This is a genomic window from Massilia sp. UYP32 (genome assembly GCF_050434365.1).
Taxonomy (GTDB): Bacteria; Pseudomonadota; Gammaproteobacteria; order Burkholderiales; family Burkholderiaceae_D; genus Telluria; species Telluria timonae.
Genome location: NZ_JBNDIK010000029.1, coordinates 42,303 through 57,017, shown reverse-complemented (window position 1 = coordinate 57,017; position 14,715 = coordinate 42,303). Strand labels below are relative to the sequence as shown.

Genomic DNA, 14,715 nt, shown 5'->3' with positions numbered 1-14,715 from the left:
CATACAGCGAAACTTCCCGTGATCTCCTCCCTCAAGTCCGCCGTCGGCGGCAAGCTGGCCCTGCCCTCGCTGCCGCCCCTGCTGCGCAACAACCTGCCGCTGATGCTCGGCCTGGCCGTGGCGCTCACCGCCGCCATCATGATGTACCTGTGGCAGGACCAGTCCAGCTACAAGCCGGTGTTCGGCGCGCGCGAAAAAGTCGCCGCCGCCGACATGATGTCGGTGCTCGAAGCCGAACAGATTCCCTATCGTGTGCACCCCGAGAGCGGCCAGGTGATGGTCCCGGCCGCCGCGCTGGGCAAGGTGCGCATGCTGCTGGCCGCCAAGGGCGTGACCGCCCAGCTGCCGGCCGGCCTGGAACTGATGGACCGCAACGATCCGCTGGGCGTGTCGCAGTTCGTGCAGGACGTGCGCTTCAGGCGCGGCCTGGAAGGCGAGCTGGCGCAGAGCATCCTGACCATGGACGCGATCGCGTCGGCGCGGGTTCACCTGGCGATCGCCAAGACCAGCTCCTTCGTGACCGCCACTACCGACGGCAACTCGGCCTCGGTGGTGGTCTCGGTGAAACCCGGCCGCGCGCTGTCGAACGAGCAGGTGGCGGCGATCGTCAACCTGGTCTCGGGCAGCGTGCCCGGCCTCAAGCCGCAGCGCGTGTCGCTGGTCGACCAGGCCGGCAACTTCCTGTCGTCGCGGGTCGACCTGGAGGATGGATTCGAAGGCGCGACGCAGGGCGACGCGGCCTCGAAGCGCTACACCGACGAGGTGCGCGCCAACGTCAACGACCTGCTGGCGCCGATCCTGGGCGTCAACAACTACAAGCTCAGCGTGACCGCCGCGGTCGACAACGACCGCATCGAAGAGACCCAGGAAAAATACGGCGAAGCGCCGAAGGTCACCAGCGAGGCGATGCGCGAGGAGATGGAAAAGAACCGCATGGCGCTGGGCGTGCCCGGCACCCTGTCGAACCGCCCGCCGGCGCCGGCCAATCCGGATGCGCTCGATACCGAGGCGCCGGGCGGGAACGGCGAGGACGGCAGCGCGCGCAAGAACGCCACCACCCGCCAGTACGCCTATGACCGTGCGATCACCCAGATCAAGCGCGAACGCGGCCGCCTCAAGAAGCTGTCGGTGGCGGTGGTGCTGAACAATGCCAGCGCCGCCAACGGTCAGGCCTGGACGCCGGCCGAGCTGGCCAACATCAAGACCATCCTGGCCGGCGGCCTGGGCATCGACGCCGCGCGCGGCGACGTGCTGGCCGTCTCGAGCCTGAACTTCCCGGCCGCGCCCGTGGCCCAGGAATGGTGGCAGGAGCGCGACAACGTGGTCGACATGACCAGCTACGCCCTGTGGGCGCTGGGCGCGATCCTCGCTTACTTCCTGCTGGCCCGCCCGCTGCTGCGCGCCGTCACCACGCGCCTGGCGCCGCAACAGCCGCCGCTGGCGCCGGCCACCCCTGCCCTGCCGGGCGCACCGGGCGCCGCAGCCGCCGCGCCCGGCGCGGCCGCGGCCGGCGCATTGCCTGCCGGCGTGGCCGCCCTCGGCGCGCCGGACGCCGCCACCGCGACCAGCCCCGGCGCCGTGGTCCCGCTGCTCGAGAACTACGACCTGCCACCGAGCGGTTCCGCGGTGGACGTCATGGTCGACCACCTGAAGATCCTGGCCGGCAAGGAGCCCGAGCGCGTTGCCGAAGTCGTCAAACAATGGGTACAGAAAAAACATGGCCGACCAGAATAATTTTGAGGACGACGCCGTCGTCCTGACGCCGGTCGAACAGGCCGCGATCGTGTTGCTGTCGATCGGCGAGGAGCAGGCGGCCGCTGTGCTGCGCTGCCTCGAACGCGACGAATTGATGGAACTGACCCAGGTCATGTCGCGCATGAGCGGCATCAAGGTCGATGCCGTCAAGTCGGCGCTCCAGTCCTTCTTCGACGACTACCGCCAGCAAAGTGGCCTGCACGGCGCCTCGCGCAGCTACCTCAAGCGCTCGCTCGACCTGGCGCTGGGCAGCGACATCGCCAACAGCGTGCTCAATACGATCTATGGCGATGCGATCCGCCCGATGATGGCGCGCCTGCAGTACGCCTCGCCGCGCTGGCTGGCCGAATTCGTCTCGAGCGAGCACGTGCAGATGCAGGCCGTGTTCCTGGCCTTCCTGCCGCCGGCGCTGGCTTCCCAGATCCTCGAGGCGCTGCCGGTCGAGGGCCGCGAGTTGGTCTTGCTGAACATGGCGCGCCTGGACGAGATCGACCGCGACGTGCTGCACGAACTCGAAGAGCTGGTCGGCCGCTGCCTGGCCGCGCTGGATACGCAAAGCGCCAGCGTGGAAGGCGTGCGCCAGGTCGCCGACATCCTCAACCGCCTGCAGGACAACCGCGCCGGCATGGTCGAACTGCTGCGCGCCCACGATCCCGAAGTGGTGTCGCAGATCGAGATGTCGATGTACGACTTCTTCATCCTGTCGCGCCAGACCGAACAGGTCATCACCCGCCTGCTCGACGACGTGCCGCTGGAACAGTGGGCGATCGCGCTCAAGGGCGCCGAGGCGCCGCTGCGCGAAGCCATCCTGGCCGCGATGCCGCGCCGCCAGGCCCAGAGCTTCGAAGACCTGATGCGCCGTTCTGGCCCGATCCCGATGTCGCGCATCGAGCAGACCCGCCGCGAGATCATGGCCACCGTCAAGGAACTGGCCGACGCCGGCGAGATCGACATCCAGCTGTTTGCCGAGGCGACCGCGGAATGAAGCAGTTCAGGTCCTATCACTTCCCGCCGCTGCACCAGTTCAGCGCGGCGCGCCCGGCCGGCCCGAACGGCGCGGGCTCGCAGGAGGAATGGCAGAGCGCCCTGGCCGACGGCTATCGCCAGGGCCAGCGCGAAGGCTATGAGGCCGGTCTCGACCAGGGCCGCGCCGAAGGCTATCCGCGCGGCGAGGCCGAGGGCCGCGAGCGCGGGATGGAAGAAGGCCGCGCCGCCGCTCTGGCGCGCTTCGACGAACTGGCGCGTCCGGTCGAGGCCATGCTCGAGGGCCTGTCCCAGCTCAAGGCCGACCTGCGCGCGGCCCAGCGCAACGAAGTCGTCGAACTGGTCGGCAAGATCGCGCGCCAGGTGATCCGCGCCGAACTCGCGCTGCAGCCGGTGCAACTGCTGGCCCTGGTGGAAGAAGCGCTGGCCGTGATGCCGCCGTCGCGCGACGAGGTCGAGGTCTTCCTGAATCCCGAGGAACTGCGCCGGGTGCAGGAACTCGATCCCAAGCGCGCGCGCACCTGGACCCTGCTGCCCGACCCTGCCCTCGAGCCGGGCGAGTGCCGCGTGCGTGCCGGCGACAATGAAGTCGACGCCGGCTGCCAGGGTCGCCTGGCGGCGGTGATGGAGCAGGTCCACGACCAGCTCATGACGGAGGAGCCGACGGCATGATGGCCCTGGCCGACAGCCTGCGTGCGGTCGACATCGGCGCGGTGCCGGTGGCGACGCCGACCGGGCGCCTGGTGGGCGCCCAGGGACTCCTGCTGGAGTCCGTCGGCTGCCGCCTGCACACCGGCCAGCGCTGCCGCATCGAGACCGTCGACGGCGAGTGGCTCGACGCCCAGGTGGTGGGCTTTCGCGACAAGGTGTCGTACCTGATGCCGTTCAAGAAGGCGGCCGGCCTGGCCACCGGCGCGCGCGTGCTGCCCACGCCGGACAAGAGCGACCTGATGATCGGACCTTCGTGGCTGGGCCGCATGGTCAACGGCCTGGGCGAGCCGATCGACGGCCTGGGCCGCCTTGGCGGCGACCAGCCGCTGTCGACCACCCCGCCGCGCGTCAATCCCCTCAGGAAGGCGCCGGTCGAGGAACCGCTCGACGTCGGCGTGCGCGCCATCAATGCCATGCTCACCATCGGCAAGGGCCAGCGCGTCGGCCTGATGGCCGGCTCCGGGGTCGGCAAGTCGGTGCTGCTGGGCCTGATCACGCGCCAGACCGTGGCCGACGTGATCGTGGTCGGCCTGATCGGCGAACGTAACCGCGAGGTGCGCGAGTTCGTCGAGCGCTCGCTCGGCCCGGAAGGCCTGAAACGCGCCGTATTGGTGGTGGCCCCGGCCGATGAAAGCCCGCTGATGCGCGTGATGGCGACCGAGATGTGCCATTCGATCGCCGCCCATTTCCGCGACCGCGGCCTGAACGTGCTGCTGCTGTGCGATTCGCTGACCCGCTACGCGATGGCGCTGCGCGAAGTCGCGCTGTCGCTGGGCGAGCCGCCGGCCACCCGCGGCTATCCGCCGTCGGTGTTCTCGAACCTGCCGCAACTGGTCGAATCGGCCGGCAATGGCGAACATCCGCAAGGCAGCATGAGCGCCATCTACACGGTGCTGGCCGAGGGCGACGACCAACAGGATCCGGTGGTCGACTCGGCGCGCGCGATCCTCGACGGCCACATCGTGCTGACCCGCGAACTGGCCGAGCGCGGCCACTATCCGGCGATCGACGTCGCCCAGTCGATCTCGCGCTGCATGGCCCAGGTGGTGCCGCAGGAGCACGCGCTGGCCGCGCGCAAATTGAAAGCCGCGATGGCGCGCCATGCGCGCGTGCGCGACCTGATCCCGCTCGGCGCCTACGTCCCGGGCGCCGATCCGGAAACCGACCGCGCGGTGCAGCTGCAGCCGCAGTTCGAAGCCTTCCTGTGCCAGGGCACGCGCGAGGCGGCGCCGATGGCCGGCTGCGTCGCCGCCCTGAAGGAGATGATGGCATGAAGCGCGAACAGACGATCCGGAGCCTGGACACCCTGGTGCAGCTGCGCTCCACCCAGGTCGACCGCCTGCAGGCCGACCTGGCCAGCCAGGAAGCGACCCGGGTGCGCTACCAGGTCAACCTGGAGCGCCTGGCGCTGCTGGCCGAAGGCAGCGGCGCGTCCGGCGCCACGCTGGCGCTCAACCCGGTGCTGGCCCTGAACTGCGGCGCCTACAAGCAGGGCGTGCTGGCGCTGGCCGACAGCCACCGCACCGACCTGGCGCTGCACGAAGCGAACATGGCGGTCGCGCAGGGCCGCCTGAAGGATGCCTGGGTACGGCGCGAGCTGCTGGGCAAGGTGCTGGTGCGCGAGCAGGATGCGCTGGCAGTCGAACAGGAACGCGCTACAAGAAAGCGCGAAGACGATATCGCCACCCAATCGTGGATGGCCGGAAAACCGGGCGGCCTGGCCGCGGCATGAACGACGCACACGAATAGACCAAGGAGCACGCATGGCAACTGCAATCACCGCACCAACCTACGATCCGATCCCGACCGCGAACGACCTGGCCGACAAGTACATCGCTTCGCGCCAGGCGATCCTGAACGCCCAGACGACGGCCGCCAGCGCCACCGAAAAAGGCTTGTCCGACCTGAGCTCGGCGCTGTCGGCATTCCAGACCAGCCTGTCTTCGCTCACCGGCCTGAACAAGACCATGTACGCGCAGTCGGCGGTGTTCGGCGACGCCGCCATCGGCAGCGCCACCGCCACCAGCACCGCGGCGGCCGGCACCTATTCCTTCTTCGTCAAGCAACTGGCCGCGGCCAGCCAGGTGTCGTACGCGGGCCTGGGCAACGCGACCGGCGTCAGCGGCAAGCTGGACATCCAGATGGGCGGCGTCGACGGCACGTCGTTCGAGGTGGACCTGGGCGCCACCGCGCGCGACCTGACCCCGCGCGAACTGGCGGCCGCCATCAACGCCGCCGAAGGCAACGACGGCAAGGTCGTGGCCTCGGTGGTCAACACCGGCAACGGCACCTCGGAACTGGTGCTCACCGCCAAGGACACCGGCGCCGCCTCGAAGATCACGATCGACGCCAGCGGCCTGCAAGGCGACCTCGACGGCAACCCGCTCGCCGCCAAGCTCGGCGCCGGCAACCTGCGCACGCTGGTCGACGGGGTCGACGCCGAAATCCACGTCGGCGGCGAAGGCGGCACCGCGATCACCCAGGCCAGCAATACCTTCACCGCGATCGACGGCGTCAAGATGACCTTCACCAAGGCCCAGGCATCGGGCGCCGCCCCGGTCTCGCTGACGGTGGGCCCCGACAACACGTCGACCCTCGCCAACGTGCAGGCCTTCGTCGACGCCTTCAACAAGCTCAAGACCACGCTGACCAAGCTCACCGCCGGCAACGACCCGTCCACCTCGGCCGACGACGGCGCCTTCGCCCGCGACGGCGGCGTGCGCGCGCTGGCGGACCGCCTGGCCGCCCTGCTGCGTCCGGGCACCGGCGAATCGCTCGCCACCTACGGCATCATCGCCACCCGCAGCGGCACGCTCGAGGTGAATTCGGACCGCCTGCTGGCCCAGCTGGCACGCAACCCGACCGGCCTCGATACGGTGATTGGCGCCGCCTCCGCCTCGAATCCGACCGGCGTCGCCGGCGAACTCGACAAATACCTGAAATCCTGGAGCAACGGCATCGACGGCCAGATCAAGCAGCGCCGCGACCAGAACGGCACCTTGCAGACGCGGCTGGCGGATCGCCAGGCCACGCTCGACCTGCAGCACAAGGCCGCCTACGACCGCTACCTGCGCCAGTTCACGCAACTGCAGTCGATGCAGGGCGTGATGAACCATAACGTGTCGCTGTTCGACGCCCTGTTCGGCAACGACCAAGACTAAGAGAGCCCCACCATCATGTCCTATCAGGAAGCCTACGGCAGCTACCACGCCGTCAACCTGGACGCCCAGACGTCGCGCGCCTCGCCGGTCGAGCTGGTCCTGTTGCTCACCGACGGCCTGCTCGACGAGCTGGCGCGCGCGCGCGCCCACATCGTGGCGCGCCGCTACGAGGCCAAGGCCAAGAGCATCGACAAATGCGTCGAGATCATCAATGGCCTGTCGAGTTCGCTCGATTTCGAGAGCGGTGGCGAGACCGTGGCCAACCTGGCCCGCATCTACGACTTCTGCGCCCACCGCCTGAACGGCGCCGGCATCAAGCTCGACCCCACCATGGTCGACGAGGTGATCCAGGTCCTGACCACCATCCGCCAGGGCTGGAAAGGCGTGCAGGAACGCAATGGATAGGAGCGCCGCCATCGAGCGCCTGGCAACGCAGCTGCGCGACGCGAGCGCAGGCGCCGATTGGGACCTGCTGGAACGCGCGGCGCGCGCGCTCGGGCCGCAGTTGCAGGCGCTGGCCGGACGCGGAGACTGGAGCGCGCGCGAACGCGCCGCCCTGGCCCGGCTGCGCGCGGCCCACGATGGCGCCGCCCGCGCCAGCGCCGATGCGGCGTCGCACCTGCAAGCCCAGCTGGGCGAGATGCGCGACAACAAGGAAGGCTGGATGGCCTATGCCCTCGCGGGCGAACTCGAATCAGGTAGCACCCCATGATGAACTTTTCCATGAACAGCGCGATGAATGCCATGAATGCCGTCGGCGCCAGCGCCGGCAAGGTCGCCGCGAACGGCGCCCCGCTCGACGCGGCCGCCGCGCCTGATGGCGCCCAGCCGGGCATGCCGGCGGACGCGGCGGCGCCGCAGCCGGCCGCCCAGGTGCTGCCATTCCAGCAGTGGATCACCCTGGGCGACGTGGCGCCCGGGACCGACGCGGCGCTGCCGGTCGACGGCGCCGTGCCCGAAGCCGCACCGCAAGACCCCGGCGCCGACCAGCCGGACGACACGGCCGCACAGGATGCGGTGGCGATCGATGCCGCACTGGCCGCACTGTCCGTGATCACGCCGCAAGCGGCGCCGGCCGCGCTGCCGGCCATGATGATGGCGATGCCGGGCGCCAAGCCCGGCGCCGCCAACGATGGCGCCAACGTGGGCGCCAACGCCGCCGCCGTGACCTCCGCCGCACCCGCCACCGATGCCCTGCTGGCGCTCGACGCCGAGCCTCAGGCCGCGGCCCGCGGCGCAGCGGACGCCGCGGCCCTGCCGCTGCCAGCCGCGGCGCCGGCCGCGCCGCGCACCGACGCCGCCGTGGCCCAGGCGCTGCCGGCCGCCGCGCCCCCGGCCACGGCGGGCGCCGCCCCGGCGCACGCCGCCCCGGCGCTGGACGCCGCCCCGGCCGACGGCGCCGAGCCCGCGCCCACGGGCGCCACCACCACCGGCGTCGCCGGCGCCGCCAGCCAGCCGGCCGCGACGCGCGGCGCCGACAGCGTCACGCTCGCCGGTCCGCCGACCGCCTGGCGCCAGACCCTGCAGGAAGCGCTGGGCGACCGCCTCCAGCTGCAGCTCGGCCGCGGCATGGAGCAGGCCACGATCCGCCTCGAGCCGCCGATGCTGGGCCGGATCGAGATCTCGGTACGCCACAGCGGCGGCAACCTGGAAGTGTCCATCGCCGCCTCCAACAGCGAAGTGCTGCGCCAGCTGAACACGGTCAGCGACAGCCTGCGCAACGACCTGGCCGGCCGCCAGTACAGCAACGTCTCGGTCAACGTGAGCGAGACCCCGCGCGCCCAATCCACCGCCCAGGCCGGCAACCAGCCGTCCGGCCAGCCCGGCGCCGATGCCGGGGGCCGCGGCCGCCAGCAGAGCGAGGAAGAACAGCGCCAGCGCACGCCCGGCCTGGCCCTGAACGACGCCGGCGACGCCGGTTCCCTGTTTTCGATGAATAACCGCGACTAAAGACCATGAAAGCAAAACTGATCATCGCCTTTGCCGGGGTCGCCGTGGCGGCCGCCGCCGCCGCGGGCGGCGCCATGTGGTACATGAACCCGGCGCCCGCCGCGGGCGCCGTGGCCAAGCCGGCCCCCGAAAAGAAGCCGACCAAGTACGTCACGCTGGACAAGGTGATCGTCATGCTGCGCCGCGCGCCGAACGAGCAGGCCGCGCACTACCTGTCGGTCGACCTGGTGCTGGCCACCACGCCGGCCGAGGAGAAGGAAGCCAAGGAACAGCTGCCGCTGCTGCGCTCGATCGCCGTCTCGGCGCTGTCGGCGCGCACCATGGCCGAAGCGTCGAGCATGACGGTCGACCAGTACGCGGCCGAGCTGAACAAGGTATTCAACGCCAACTATGAAAAGGAAAACCACATCAAGCCGTTTTCCGAAGTCATGGTCGGCAAGCTGATCATCGAGTGACACCATCGCGGGTGACCACGTGGCCTATATGACCGATTACCTCGACGTTGCCGCCGGCGCCTGCGCCGACTATGGCGAGGCGCAAGCCGCCGGCATGAGCGCCCAGGACGAGGGGCGCCACCTGCTGGCCTACGCGCCGCTGGTCAAGCGCATCGCGCGCCAGCTCGGCAGCCAGGTGTCGGGCGCGTTCGGGCGCGAGGACATGGAACAGATCGGCCTGATGGGACTGCTCGAAGCGCTGCGCCGCTACGGCCAGCCCGATGCCGGCTTTTCGAGCTATGCGGCGCTGCGCGTGCGCGGCGCCATCCTCGACGAGCTGCGGCGCCAGGACTGGCGTCCGCGCGCCGTGCGCCAGGACAGCCACCGCCAGCGCGACGCCTTGCGCGCGCTGACCCGCAGCCTGGGCCGCGAGCCGAGCGAGAAAGAGGCGGCGCAGGCCCTGGGCCTGTCCGCTGATGAATATCAACAGTATCTGCTCGACGACAGCGCCGAGGAAATGCTGAGCTTTGACGAAGTCTTGCAGGAAGCGGTCGCCGACGCCCACCATACGCCCGGCCCGGAAGAACAGTTCATGGTGCGGCGCAGCCTGGAACAGGTGCTGACCACCCTCAACGAAAAGGAGCAGCGCGTGATCCAGATGATCTACGAGTTCGAACTGAGCTACAAGGAAATCGCCGCCGTGCTCGACCTGTCCGACGCCCGCGTCTGCCAGCTCAACAAGAGTGCGCTGGCCAAGATGAAGGCCGCGCTCCAGCGCGACTGAACAAACCACCAAGAAAACGCCAGAAAGGCAAAACGTCATGCAGCAACTACTCGGTATCGCCATCGTAGTCGGATGCGTCTTCGGGGGATTCACCCTGATGGGCGGCACCTTCTCCGCGATCTTCCACCCGGTCGAGCTCCTGATCATCGGCGGCGCCGCGTTCGGCGCCCTGGTGCTGGGCAATCCCAAGCACGTGCTGGCCGAGATGGGCCACCAGTTGAAGAAGGTCGCGGCGCGCAAGAAGCACGACTCCGAATTCCAGCGCCAGCTGCTGCTGCTGATGTACGAGTTGCTGCAGACCGCCGCCGGCGGCCTGAAGGCGCTCGACGCCCACGTCGAGGCGCCCGCCGAGAGCCCGCTGTTCCAGCGTTACCCGCTGATCCTGGAAGAGCCGAAGCTGCTGGCCTTCATCGTCGACAACTTCCGCCTGATGGCCATGGGCAAGATCAACGCCCACGAGCTGGAGGGCGTGCTGGAACAGGAACTCGACGCCATCCACGAGGAACTGACCCAGCCGTCGAAATCGCTGCAGAAGATCGCCGAGGCGATGCCGGGCTTCGGCATCCTGGCTGCGGTGCTGGGCATCGTGATGGCCATGTTTTCGGTCTCGGGCGGCGCCGATTCGGGCGAGATCGCCGAGAAGATCGGGGCCGCCATGGTGGGCACCTTCATCGGCATCTTCGCCTGCTATGGCTTGCTCGAGCCCTTGTCCAACCTGATGAAGCAGACCGTCAATTCGGACGCCTCGACCATGGAAACCGTCAAGGTGGTGCTGTGCACCCACGTGGCCGGCAAACCGGCCCTGCTGGCGATCGACGCCGGACGGCGCCTGATCCAGCTCAATACCAAACCCAGCTTCGCCCAGCTCGAACAGTGGATCAACGCCATGGGCGGCGAAGACGAATCGCAGAACAAGCGGCGCCGCGGCAGCGACCGCATGACGGGGTAACACGTGTCGAAAACGAACGACAAGCACGAATCGACCATCGTCAAGCGCGGCGGGGGCAAGCACCAGCACGACGAGCACGGCGGCGCCTGGAAAGTGGCGTTCGCCGACTTCTGCCTGGCCCTGATGGCGCTGTTCCTGGTGCTGTGGCTGATCGCCACGCGCGAGCAGCAGAACCTGCAGGCCATCGTGCGCGACGCCACCAGCGCCGGCATGCTCGAGGGCCAGGGTCAGAAACCGGCCATCGCCACCGAGCCAAGCGGTAGCCTGATCGAGCGCTTCGAGGTCCCGCGCACCGGCAATGCCGGCACCAGCCAGCCGGGCAGCCCGAGCGCGCCGCGCACCGCCTACGAAACCCCGGCCGACCTGACCGCCCTGGCCAAGGCCCTGACCGAGCTGTCGGTGAACGCCGGCCTGGCCTCGAACCTGGCCACCGTGGTCACGCCCTACGGCTTGCGCGTGATGCTGCACGACACCGACAAGCAGGGCATGTTCATGCGCGGCAGCGCGCTGCCCACCGGCCGCTTCGCGCGCCTGCTGCAGAAGATGGGCCCGCTGTTCGCCCAGATGCGCAACCAGATGCTGATCATCGGCCATACCGACTCGAGCCGCTACGCCGGCGCCGACAAGGGCGGCTACTCGAACTGGGCCCTGTCGACCGACCGCGCGCTGGCCGCGCGCGCCCAGCTGCTCACCGGCGGCATGCAGACCTCCACCATCCTGCAGGTGGTCGGCATGGCCGACCGCGGTCCGCTGCATCCGGAAGATCCGCTCGACGGCATGAACCGCCGCATTGAACTCCTGATCCTGACCAGCGCCCAGTCGCGCGCGGTGGCGAACATGTTCGGCGCCCCCGGCAGCAATGGAACGGCGCTGGGCAACGGCGCCACCGTCACGCTGCCCGACGCGACGGCGCTGGAAGAATTGCGCGGCCAACTGCCGAAAACGCCATGACGATCCAACCGAAATCCCGAGGTAACCGCATGAAAATCACCGGCTCATCCAACGCCGCCGTCGCCAGCGTCACTGTCGGCGCCCAGACCGTGGCCGCGCCGGTCCAGGCCGAGATGCCGGCGGGCGCCGGCGCCGCCCTGCAATCCGAGGTGCTGAAACCGGCGTCCGAAGCCCTGCGCGCCATGCCCGACTTCGACGCCGCCCGCGTGGCCGAGCTGCGCGATGCGCTGGCGCGCGGCGAGCTGCCGTTCGATCCGGGCCGCCTGGCCGGCCTGATCCAGAAATTCCACGGAGGACGCTGATGGCCACCCTCACCCGCACCCAGGCCAATGCGCTGCTGCTCGACGGCGTCCAGCGCGACCTGCACGAAGCGGCCGCGATCCACGCCCTGCTGGAACGGCAGTTCGAGGCCGCCGTGCGCCACCGCAGCGTTGAACTGACGGCGCTGGCCGAGGACCTGGCGCCGCTGCTCGAGGCCATGGAAGGCCGCCGCCAGCAACGCCTGCAGCTGGTGCGCGCCCTGCTCGGCGCGCAAGCCACGATGGAACAGTACATCGCCAGCCTGACACCGGCCGCGCGCGCCACTTTTGACGCCGCCTGGGCCGAGCTGGAAACCATCGTGCGCGCCTGCAAGGAAGCGACCATCCGCAATGGCCAGCTGCTGGCCGAGCAATACTCCGTGATGCAGCGCGTGCTGCACGGCGAGGATGGCATCTATGCGCCACGCTGATTTCTCCATCGCGCCGACCGCCGCCACGGCGGCCACGTCGGCCACCGCCGCGACCCGTCCGACCGCGGCCATCGGCGACGGCGGCGGCGCCGGCTTCGGCCGCCTGTTCAGCGAGCTGCAGGGCGAAGTGAACGCCTACATCCAGCACGGCGACGTCGACGGCGCCGCCGCCAGTAGCCTGAGCGCCGAAGGCGCCCTGCTGCGGCTGCGCGCGCAAGGCTTGATCATGGGCGAGGACGAGCGCGTCGACCCTGCCACCGCCAGCGGCGGCGCTGCGGCCAGCACGCCGGAGCAGCAGGCGTTCCTGGACAGCATCGCCCCCTGGGCGCGCCAGGCGGCGCAACGACTCGGCGTGGCGCCGGAACTGGTGCAGGCCCACGCCGCGCTCGAATCGGGCTGGGGCCAGCGTCCGCTGCGCACCGCCGACGGCGCGAGCAGCCACAACCTGTTCGGGATCAAGGCCGGCGCCGGTTGGGAAGGCGCCGCCGGCGAGTCCACCACCACCGAATACGTGAACGGCGCCGCGCTCAAGACGCGCGAGCGCTTCCGCGCCTATCCGGACGCGGCCAGCGCCTTCCAGGACTATGCGCGCGTGCTCACCGATAATCCGCGCTACCGCGCCGCCCTGAACACCGGCAACGACGCCCAGGCCTTCGCCCAGGGACTGGCGCGCGGCGGCTATGCGACCGATCCCGGCTACGCCGCCAAGCTGGCCCGCATCGCGGCCAGCCTGCAAGGGAACCAGGAATGACGGACTATTCGCCCAGCGGCATGTCGATCGGCTGCACCGCGCCGGCGCCGAGCACGCGCATGCGCACCACCTGGCCGCTGGCGCTGTTCTTGACCCGCACCACGGCGCCGCGCGCGCCGGCGTCGAGCGCCTCGCCCGCCATGCTGACCTCGATGCCGTCCTCGCGCGCCGTCATGACCACGGCGTCGCCGCGTTTCACCACGATCGGGGCTACCAGCTGGCTGGCGCGCAGGACCTCGCCCGCGCGCAGGCTGCGCCGGCTCGACTGGCCGACCGCTTCCTCGGGCAGGCCGATCGGATCGCGCAGGTTGGTCACGTCGCGCCGCTCGAGCGTGACGTCGGATTCGCCCAGCGTCTGGTTGGCGCCCACCGGCGCCGCGGTCACCGCCACCAGCGCCGACATGCGCGCGCGCACCACGAAGTCGTGGCGCCAGCCCTGTCCGTCCGGGCAGCGCGCCACGAAGCGCATGCGCGCCGGCTGGCGCGTGTCGAGCGCTTCGACGCTTACCGGCCCCTTGCAGGCGGGCGCCGGACGACTGCTGACCACGTTCAGGTCGAACTCCGGATCGCCCAGCGCGCTGGCCGCGGCGACCTTCTCGAGTTGCTCGCGCGCGGCTTGTTCTATTTGTACGGAAAGAGTTTGCGCCGACCACGCTGTGGTGCACAACAGACAGGTTACAATACTTATTGTTGCCGTACGGAAAGCAATCATTGGACAATACGGGTCAGGCGGAAAGGCCCATTCTAACCAAGTTCACTGCAGTTCACTGGAGAATCGCCATGTCGATTAATTTCAAGGAAGCCCTCGGCGTCAGCGCCGACGCGCTCCAGCTGCGCGCCGAACGCACCCGCGTGCTGGCCGCCAACATCGCCAACGAAAGCACGCCCGGCTATACGGCGCGCGACATCGACTTCGCCAGCGTGATGCAGGACCGGATGGATGCCGACGACGGCCTGCCGACGCTCTCCGAGGACGGCCCGCTGTTTCGCGTGCCCTACCACCCGAGCGCCGACGGCAATACCGTCGAGATCGGCGTCGAGCAGGCGGCGTTCTCGCAGAACGCTTCCGATTTCCAGACCAGCCTGACCTTCATCAATATGAAGCTGCGCGGCCTGAACAAAGCCATCACCGGCCAATAAGGAGCGCTGAATGGGTTTCAAAGACATTTCCCTGATCGCCGGCTCGGCCATGGCGGCCCAGACCGTGCGCATGAACACGATCGCCAGCAACCTGGCCAACGCAAATGCCGTGGCCACCACCGAGGCCGAGGCCTACCGCGCCCGCAAGCCCGTGTTTTCCGCCGTGCTCGACGGCGAGGGCGTGGCCAAGGTGCAGGTGCTGGACGTGGTGCAGTCGAGCGAACCGCTGCGCCGCGTGCATGAGCCGGACAATCCGCTGGCCGACGCCGACGGCATGGTCTTTTACGCCAACGTCAATGAAGTGGCCGAGATGGCCGACATGATGGCCGCCTCGCGCGCCTTCGAAACGAACGTCGAGGTCATGGGCCGCATCAAGTCGATGCAGCAGTCCCTGATCCGCATGGGAGAAAGCTGA

Annotated in this window: 19 protein-coding genes; 18 read left to right on the top strand and 1 reads right to left on the bottom strand. The window is 69.5% G+C overall.

What is annotated here, in order from left to right; all coding sequences use genetic code 11:
- The first annotated feature begins 18 nt into the window (after window positions 1-18).
- The 16 genes from fliF to flgJ are packed head-to-tail and all read left to right on the top strand — an operon-like array spanning window position 19 to window position 13,160.
- Window positions 19-1,734: a flagellar basal-body MS-ring/collar protein FliF gene (gene fliF / locus ABIB42_RS21410; protein WP_219862881.1), complete on the top strand. Its 1,716-nt coding sequence runs from the start codon at window positions 19-21 to the stop codon at window positions 1,732-1,734.
- Window positions 1,718-2,740, top strand: a complete 1,023-nt coding sequence (locus ABIB42_RS21405) for a FliG C-terminal domain-containing protein (RefSeq protein WP_005668614.1) — start codon at window positions 1,718-1,720, stop codon at window positions 2,738-2,740. The genes fliF and ABIB42_RS21405 overlap by 17 nt, the downstream gene beginning before the upstream one ends.
- Complete coding sequence (fliH, locus tag ABIB42_RS21400) at window positions 2,737-3,411, top strand: flagellar assembly protein FliH (protein ID WP_005668613.1); 675 nt, start codon at window positions 2,737-2,739, stop codon at window positions 3,409-3,411. The genes ABIB42_RS21405 and fliH overlap by 4 nt, the downstream gene beginning before the upstream one ends.
- On the top strand, window positions 3,408-4,724 hold the full coding sequence (fliI, locus tag ABIB42_RS21395) for a flagellar protein export ATPase FliI (protein ID WP_219862879.1): 1,317 nt from the start codon (window positions 3,408-3,410) through the stop codon (window positions 4,722-4,724). The genes fliH and fliI overlap by 4 nt, the downstream gene beginning before the upstream one ends.
- Entirely contained in the window at window positions 4,721-5,182 is a 462-nt protein-coding gene (locus tag ABIB42_RS21390) for a flagellar export protein FliJ (protein ID WP_429248962.1), read from the top strand. The genes fliI and ABIB42_RS21390 overlap by 4 nt, the downstream gene beginning before the upstream one ends.
- Before the next feature lie 31 nt (window positions 5,183-5,213).
- On the top strand, window positions 5,214-6,611 hold the full coding sequence (gene fliD / locus ABIB42_RS21385) for a flagellar filament capping protein FliD (protein WP_005668610.1): 1,398 nt from the start codon (window positions 5,214-5,216) through the stop codon (window positions 6,609-6,611).
- 15 nt (window positions 6,612-6,626) lie between these two features.
- Window positions 6,627-7,016 carry a flagellar export chaperone FliS gene (gene fliS, locus ABIB42_RS21380; protein ID WP_005668609.1) on the top strand — a complete coding sequence of 130 codons (390 nt, stop codon included), beginning with the start codon at window positions 6,627-6,629 and terminating at the stop codon, window positions 7,014-7,016.
- Window positions 7,009-7,323: a hypothetical protein gene (locus ABIB42_RS21375; protein WP_005668608.1), complete on the top strand. Its 315-nt coding sequence runs from the start codon at window positions 7,009-7,011 to the stop codon at window positions 7,321-7,323. Before fliS ends, ABIB42_RS21375 begins: the two co-directional genes overlap by 8 nt.
- Complete coding sequence (locus tag ABIB42_RS21370) at window positions 7,320-8,561, top strand: flagellar hook-length control protein FliK (RefSeq protein ID WP_429248961.1); 1,242 nt, start codon at window positions 7,320-7,322, stop codon at window positions 8,559-8,561. The genes ABIB42_RS21375 and ABIB42_RS21370 overlap by 4 nt, the downstream gene beginning before the upstream one ends.
- Before the next feature lie 5 nt (window positions 8,562-8,566).
- Entirely contained in the window at window positions 8,567-9,016 is a 450-nt protein-coding gene (locus ABIB42_RS21365; RefSeq protein ID WP_005668605.1) for a flagellar basal body-associated FliL family protein, read from the top strand.
- Between the two features lie 28 nt (window positions 9,017-9,044).
- On the top strand, window positions 9,045-9,779 hold the full coding sequence (locus tag ABIB42_RS21360) for a FliA/WhiG family RNA polymerase sigma factor (protein WP_429248960.1): 735 nt from the start codon (window positions 9,045-9,047) through the stop codon (window positions 9,777-9,779).
- Window positions 9,780-9,816: 37 nt separating this feature from the next.
- On the top strand, window positions 9,817-10,728 hold the full coding sequence (gene motA / locus ABIB42_RS21355) for a flagellar motor stator protein MotA (RefSeq protein WP_429248959.1): 912 nt from the start codon (window positions 9,817-9,819) through the stop codon (window positions 10,726-10,728).
- Window positions 10,729-10,731: 3 nt separating this feature from the next.
- Complete coding sequence (locus ABIB42_RS21350; RefSeq protein WP_429248958.1) at window positions 10,732-11,679, top strand: flagellar motor protein MotB; 948 nt, start codon at window positions 10,732-10,734, stop codon at window positions 11,677-11,679.
- A gap of 29 nt (window positions 11,680-11,708) precedes the next feature.
- Window positions 11,709-11,981: a flagellar biosynthesis anti-sigma factor FlgM gene (gene flgM / locus ABIB42_RS21345; RefSeq protein ID WP_071360150.1), complete on the top strand. Its 273-nt coding sequence runs from the start codon at window positions 11,709-11,711 to the stop codon at window positions 11,979-11,981.
- The gene (gene flgN / locus ABIB42_RS21340) at window positions 11,981-12,409 is read left to right on the top strand and encodes a flagellar export chaperone FlgN (RefSeq protein ID WP_005668600.1); all 429 of its coding nucleotides are present in this window, start codon (window positions 11,981-11,983) and stop codon (window positions 12,407-12,409) included. Before flgM ends, flgN begins: the two co-directional genes overlap by 1 nt.
- The gene (flgJ, locus tag ABIB42_RS21335; RefSeq protein WP_429248957.1) at window positions 12,396-13,160 is read left to right on the top strand and encodes a flagellar assembly peptidoglycan hydrolase FlgJ; all 765 of its coding nucleotides are present in this window, start codon (window positions 12,396-12,398) and stop codon (window positions 13,158-13,160) included. Before flgN ends, flgJ begins: the two co-directional genes overlap by 14 nt.
- 4 nt (window positions 13,161-13,164) lie before the next feature.
- Here the strand turns inward: flgJ and flgA are convergent, their stop codons facing one another.
- Window positions 13,165-13,827 (bottom strand): flagellar basal body P-ring formation chaperone FlgA, encoded by a 663-nt coding sequence (gene flgA, locus ABIB42_RS21330; RefSeq protein ID WP_229409855.1) that lies wholly within the window; start codon window positions 13,825-13,827, stop codon window positions 13,165-13,167.
- 113 nt (window positions 13,828-13,940) lie between these two features.
- Between flgA and flgB the strand changes: the two genes are divergently transcribed.
- Window positions 13,941-14,300, top strand: coding sequence for a flagellar basal body rod protein FlgB (gene flgB / locus ABIB42_RS21325; protein ID WP_005668595.1), 360 nt, complete (start codon window positions 13,941-13,943; stop codon window positions 14,298-14,300).
- 10 nt (window positions 14,301-14,310) lie between these two features.
- A complete protein-coding gene (gene flgC / locus ABIB42_RS21320; protein WP_005668593.1) occupies window positions 14,311-14,715 on the top strand; it encodes a flagellar basal body rod protein FlgC in 405 nt (134 codons plus the stop codon).

What these genes read in the sequence shown, in the direction of transcription:
- flgC (WP_005668593.1), top strand. Translation starts at nt 14,311, where the DNA reads ATGGGTTTCAAAGACATTTCCCTGATCGCCGGCTCGGCCATGGCGGCC.
- flgJ (WP_429248957.1), top strand. Translation starts at nt 12,396, where the DNA reads ATGCGCCACGCTGATTTCTCCATCGCGCCGACCGCCGCCACGGCGGCC.
- fliH (WP_005668613.1), top strand. Translation starts at nt 2,737, where the DNA reads ATGAAGCAGTTCAGGTCCTATCACTTCCCGCCGCTGCACCAGTTCAGC.
- motA (WP_429248959.1), top strand. Translation starts at nt 9,817, where the DNA reads ATGCAGCAACTACTCGGTATCGCCATCGTAGTCGGATGCGTCTTCGGG.
- fliD (WP_005668610.1), top strand. Translation starts at nt 5,214, where the DNA reads ATGGCAACTGCAATCACCGCACCAACCTACGATCCGATCCCGACCGCG.
- ABIB42_RS21375 (WP_005668608.1), top strand. Translation starts at nt 7,009, where the DNA reads ATGGATAGGAGCGCCGCCATCGAGCGCCTGGCAACGCAGCTGCGCGAC.
- ABIB42_RS21370 (WP_429248961.1), top strand. Translation starts at nt 7,320, where the DNA reads ATGATGAACTTTTCCATGAACAGCGCGATGAATGCCATGAATGCCGTC.
- ABIB42_RS21360 (WP_429248960.1), top strand. Translation starts at nt 9,045, where the DNA reads ATGACCGATTACCTCGACGTTGCCGCCGGCGCCTGCGCCGACTATGGC.
- flgM (WP_071360150.1), top strand. Translation starts at nt 11,709, where the DNA reads ATGAAAATCACCGGCTCATCCAACGCCGCCGTCGCCAGCGTCACTGTC.
- ABIB42_RS21405 (WP_005668614.1), top strand. Translation starts at nt 1,718, where the DNA reads ATGGCCGACCAGAATAATTTTGAGGACGACGCCGTCGTCCTGACGCCG.
- flgB (WP_005668595.1), top strand. Translation starts at nt 13,941, where the DNA reads ATGTCGATTAATTTCAAGGAAGCCCTCGGCGTCAGCGCCGACGCGCTC.
- fliS (WP_005668609.1), top strand. Translation starts at nt 6,627, where the DNA reads ATGTCCTATCAGGAAGCCTACGGCAGCTACCACGCCGTCAACCTGGAC.
- fliI (WP_219862879.1), top strand. Translation starts at nt 3,408, where the DNA reads ATGATGGCCCTGGCCGACAGCCTGCGTGCGGTCGACATCGGCGCGGTG.
- ABIB42_RS21390 (WP_429248962.1), top strand. Translation starts at nt 4,721, where the DNA reads ATGAAGCGCGAACAGACGATCCGGAGCCTGGACACCCTGGTGCAGCTG.
- ABIB42_RS21365 (WP_005668605.1), top strand. Translation starts at nt 8,567, where the DNA reads ATGAAAGCAAAACTGATCATCGCCTTTGCCGGGGTCGCCGTGGCGGCC.
- flgN (WP_005668600.1), top strand. Translation starts at nt 11,981, where the DNA reads ATGGCCACCCTCACCCGCACCCAGGCCAATGCGCTGCTGCTCGACGGC.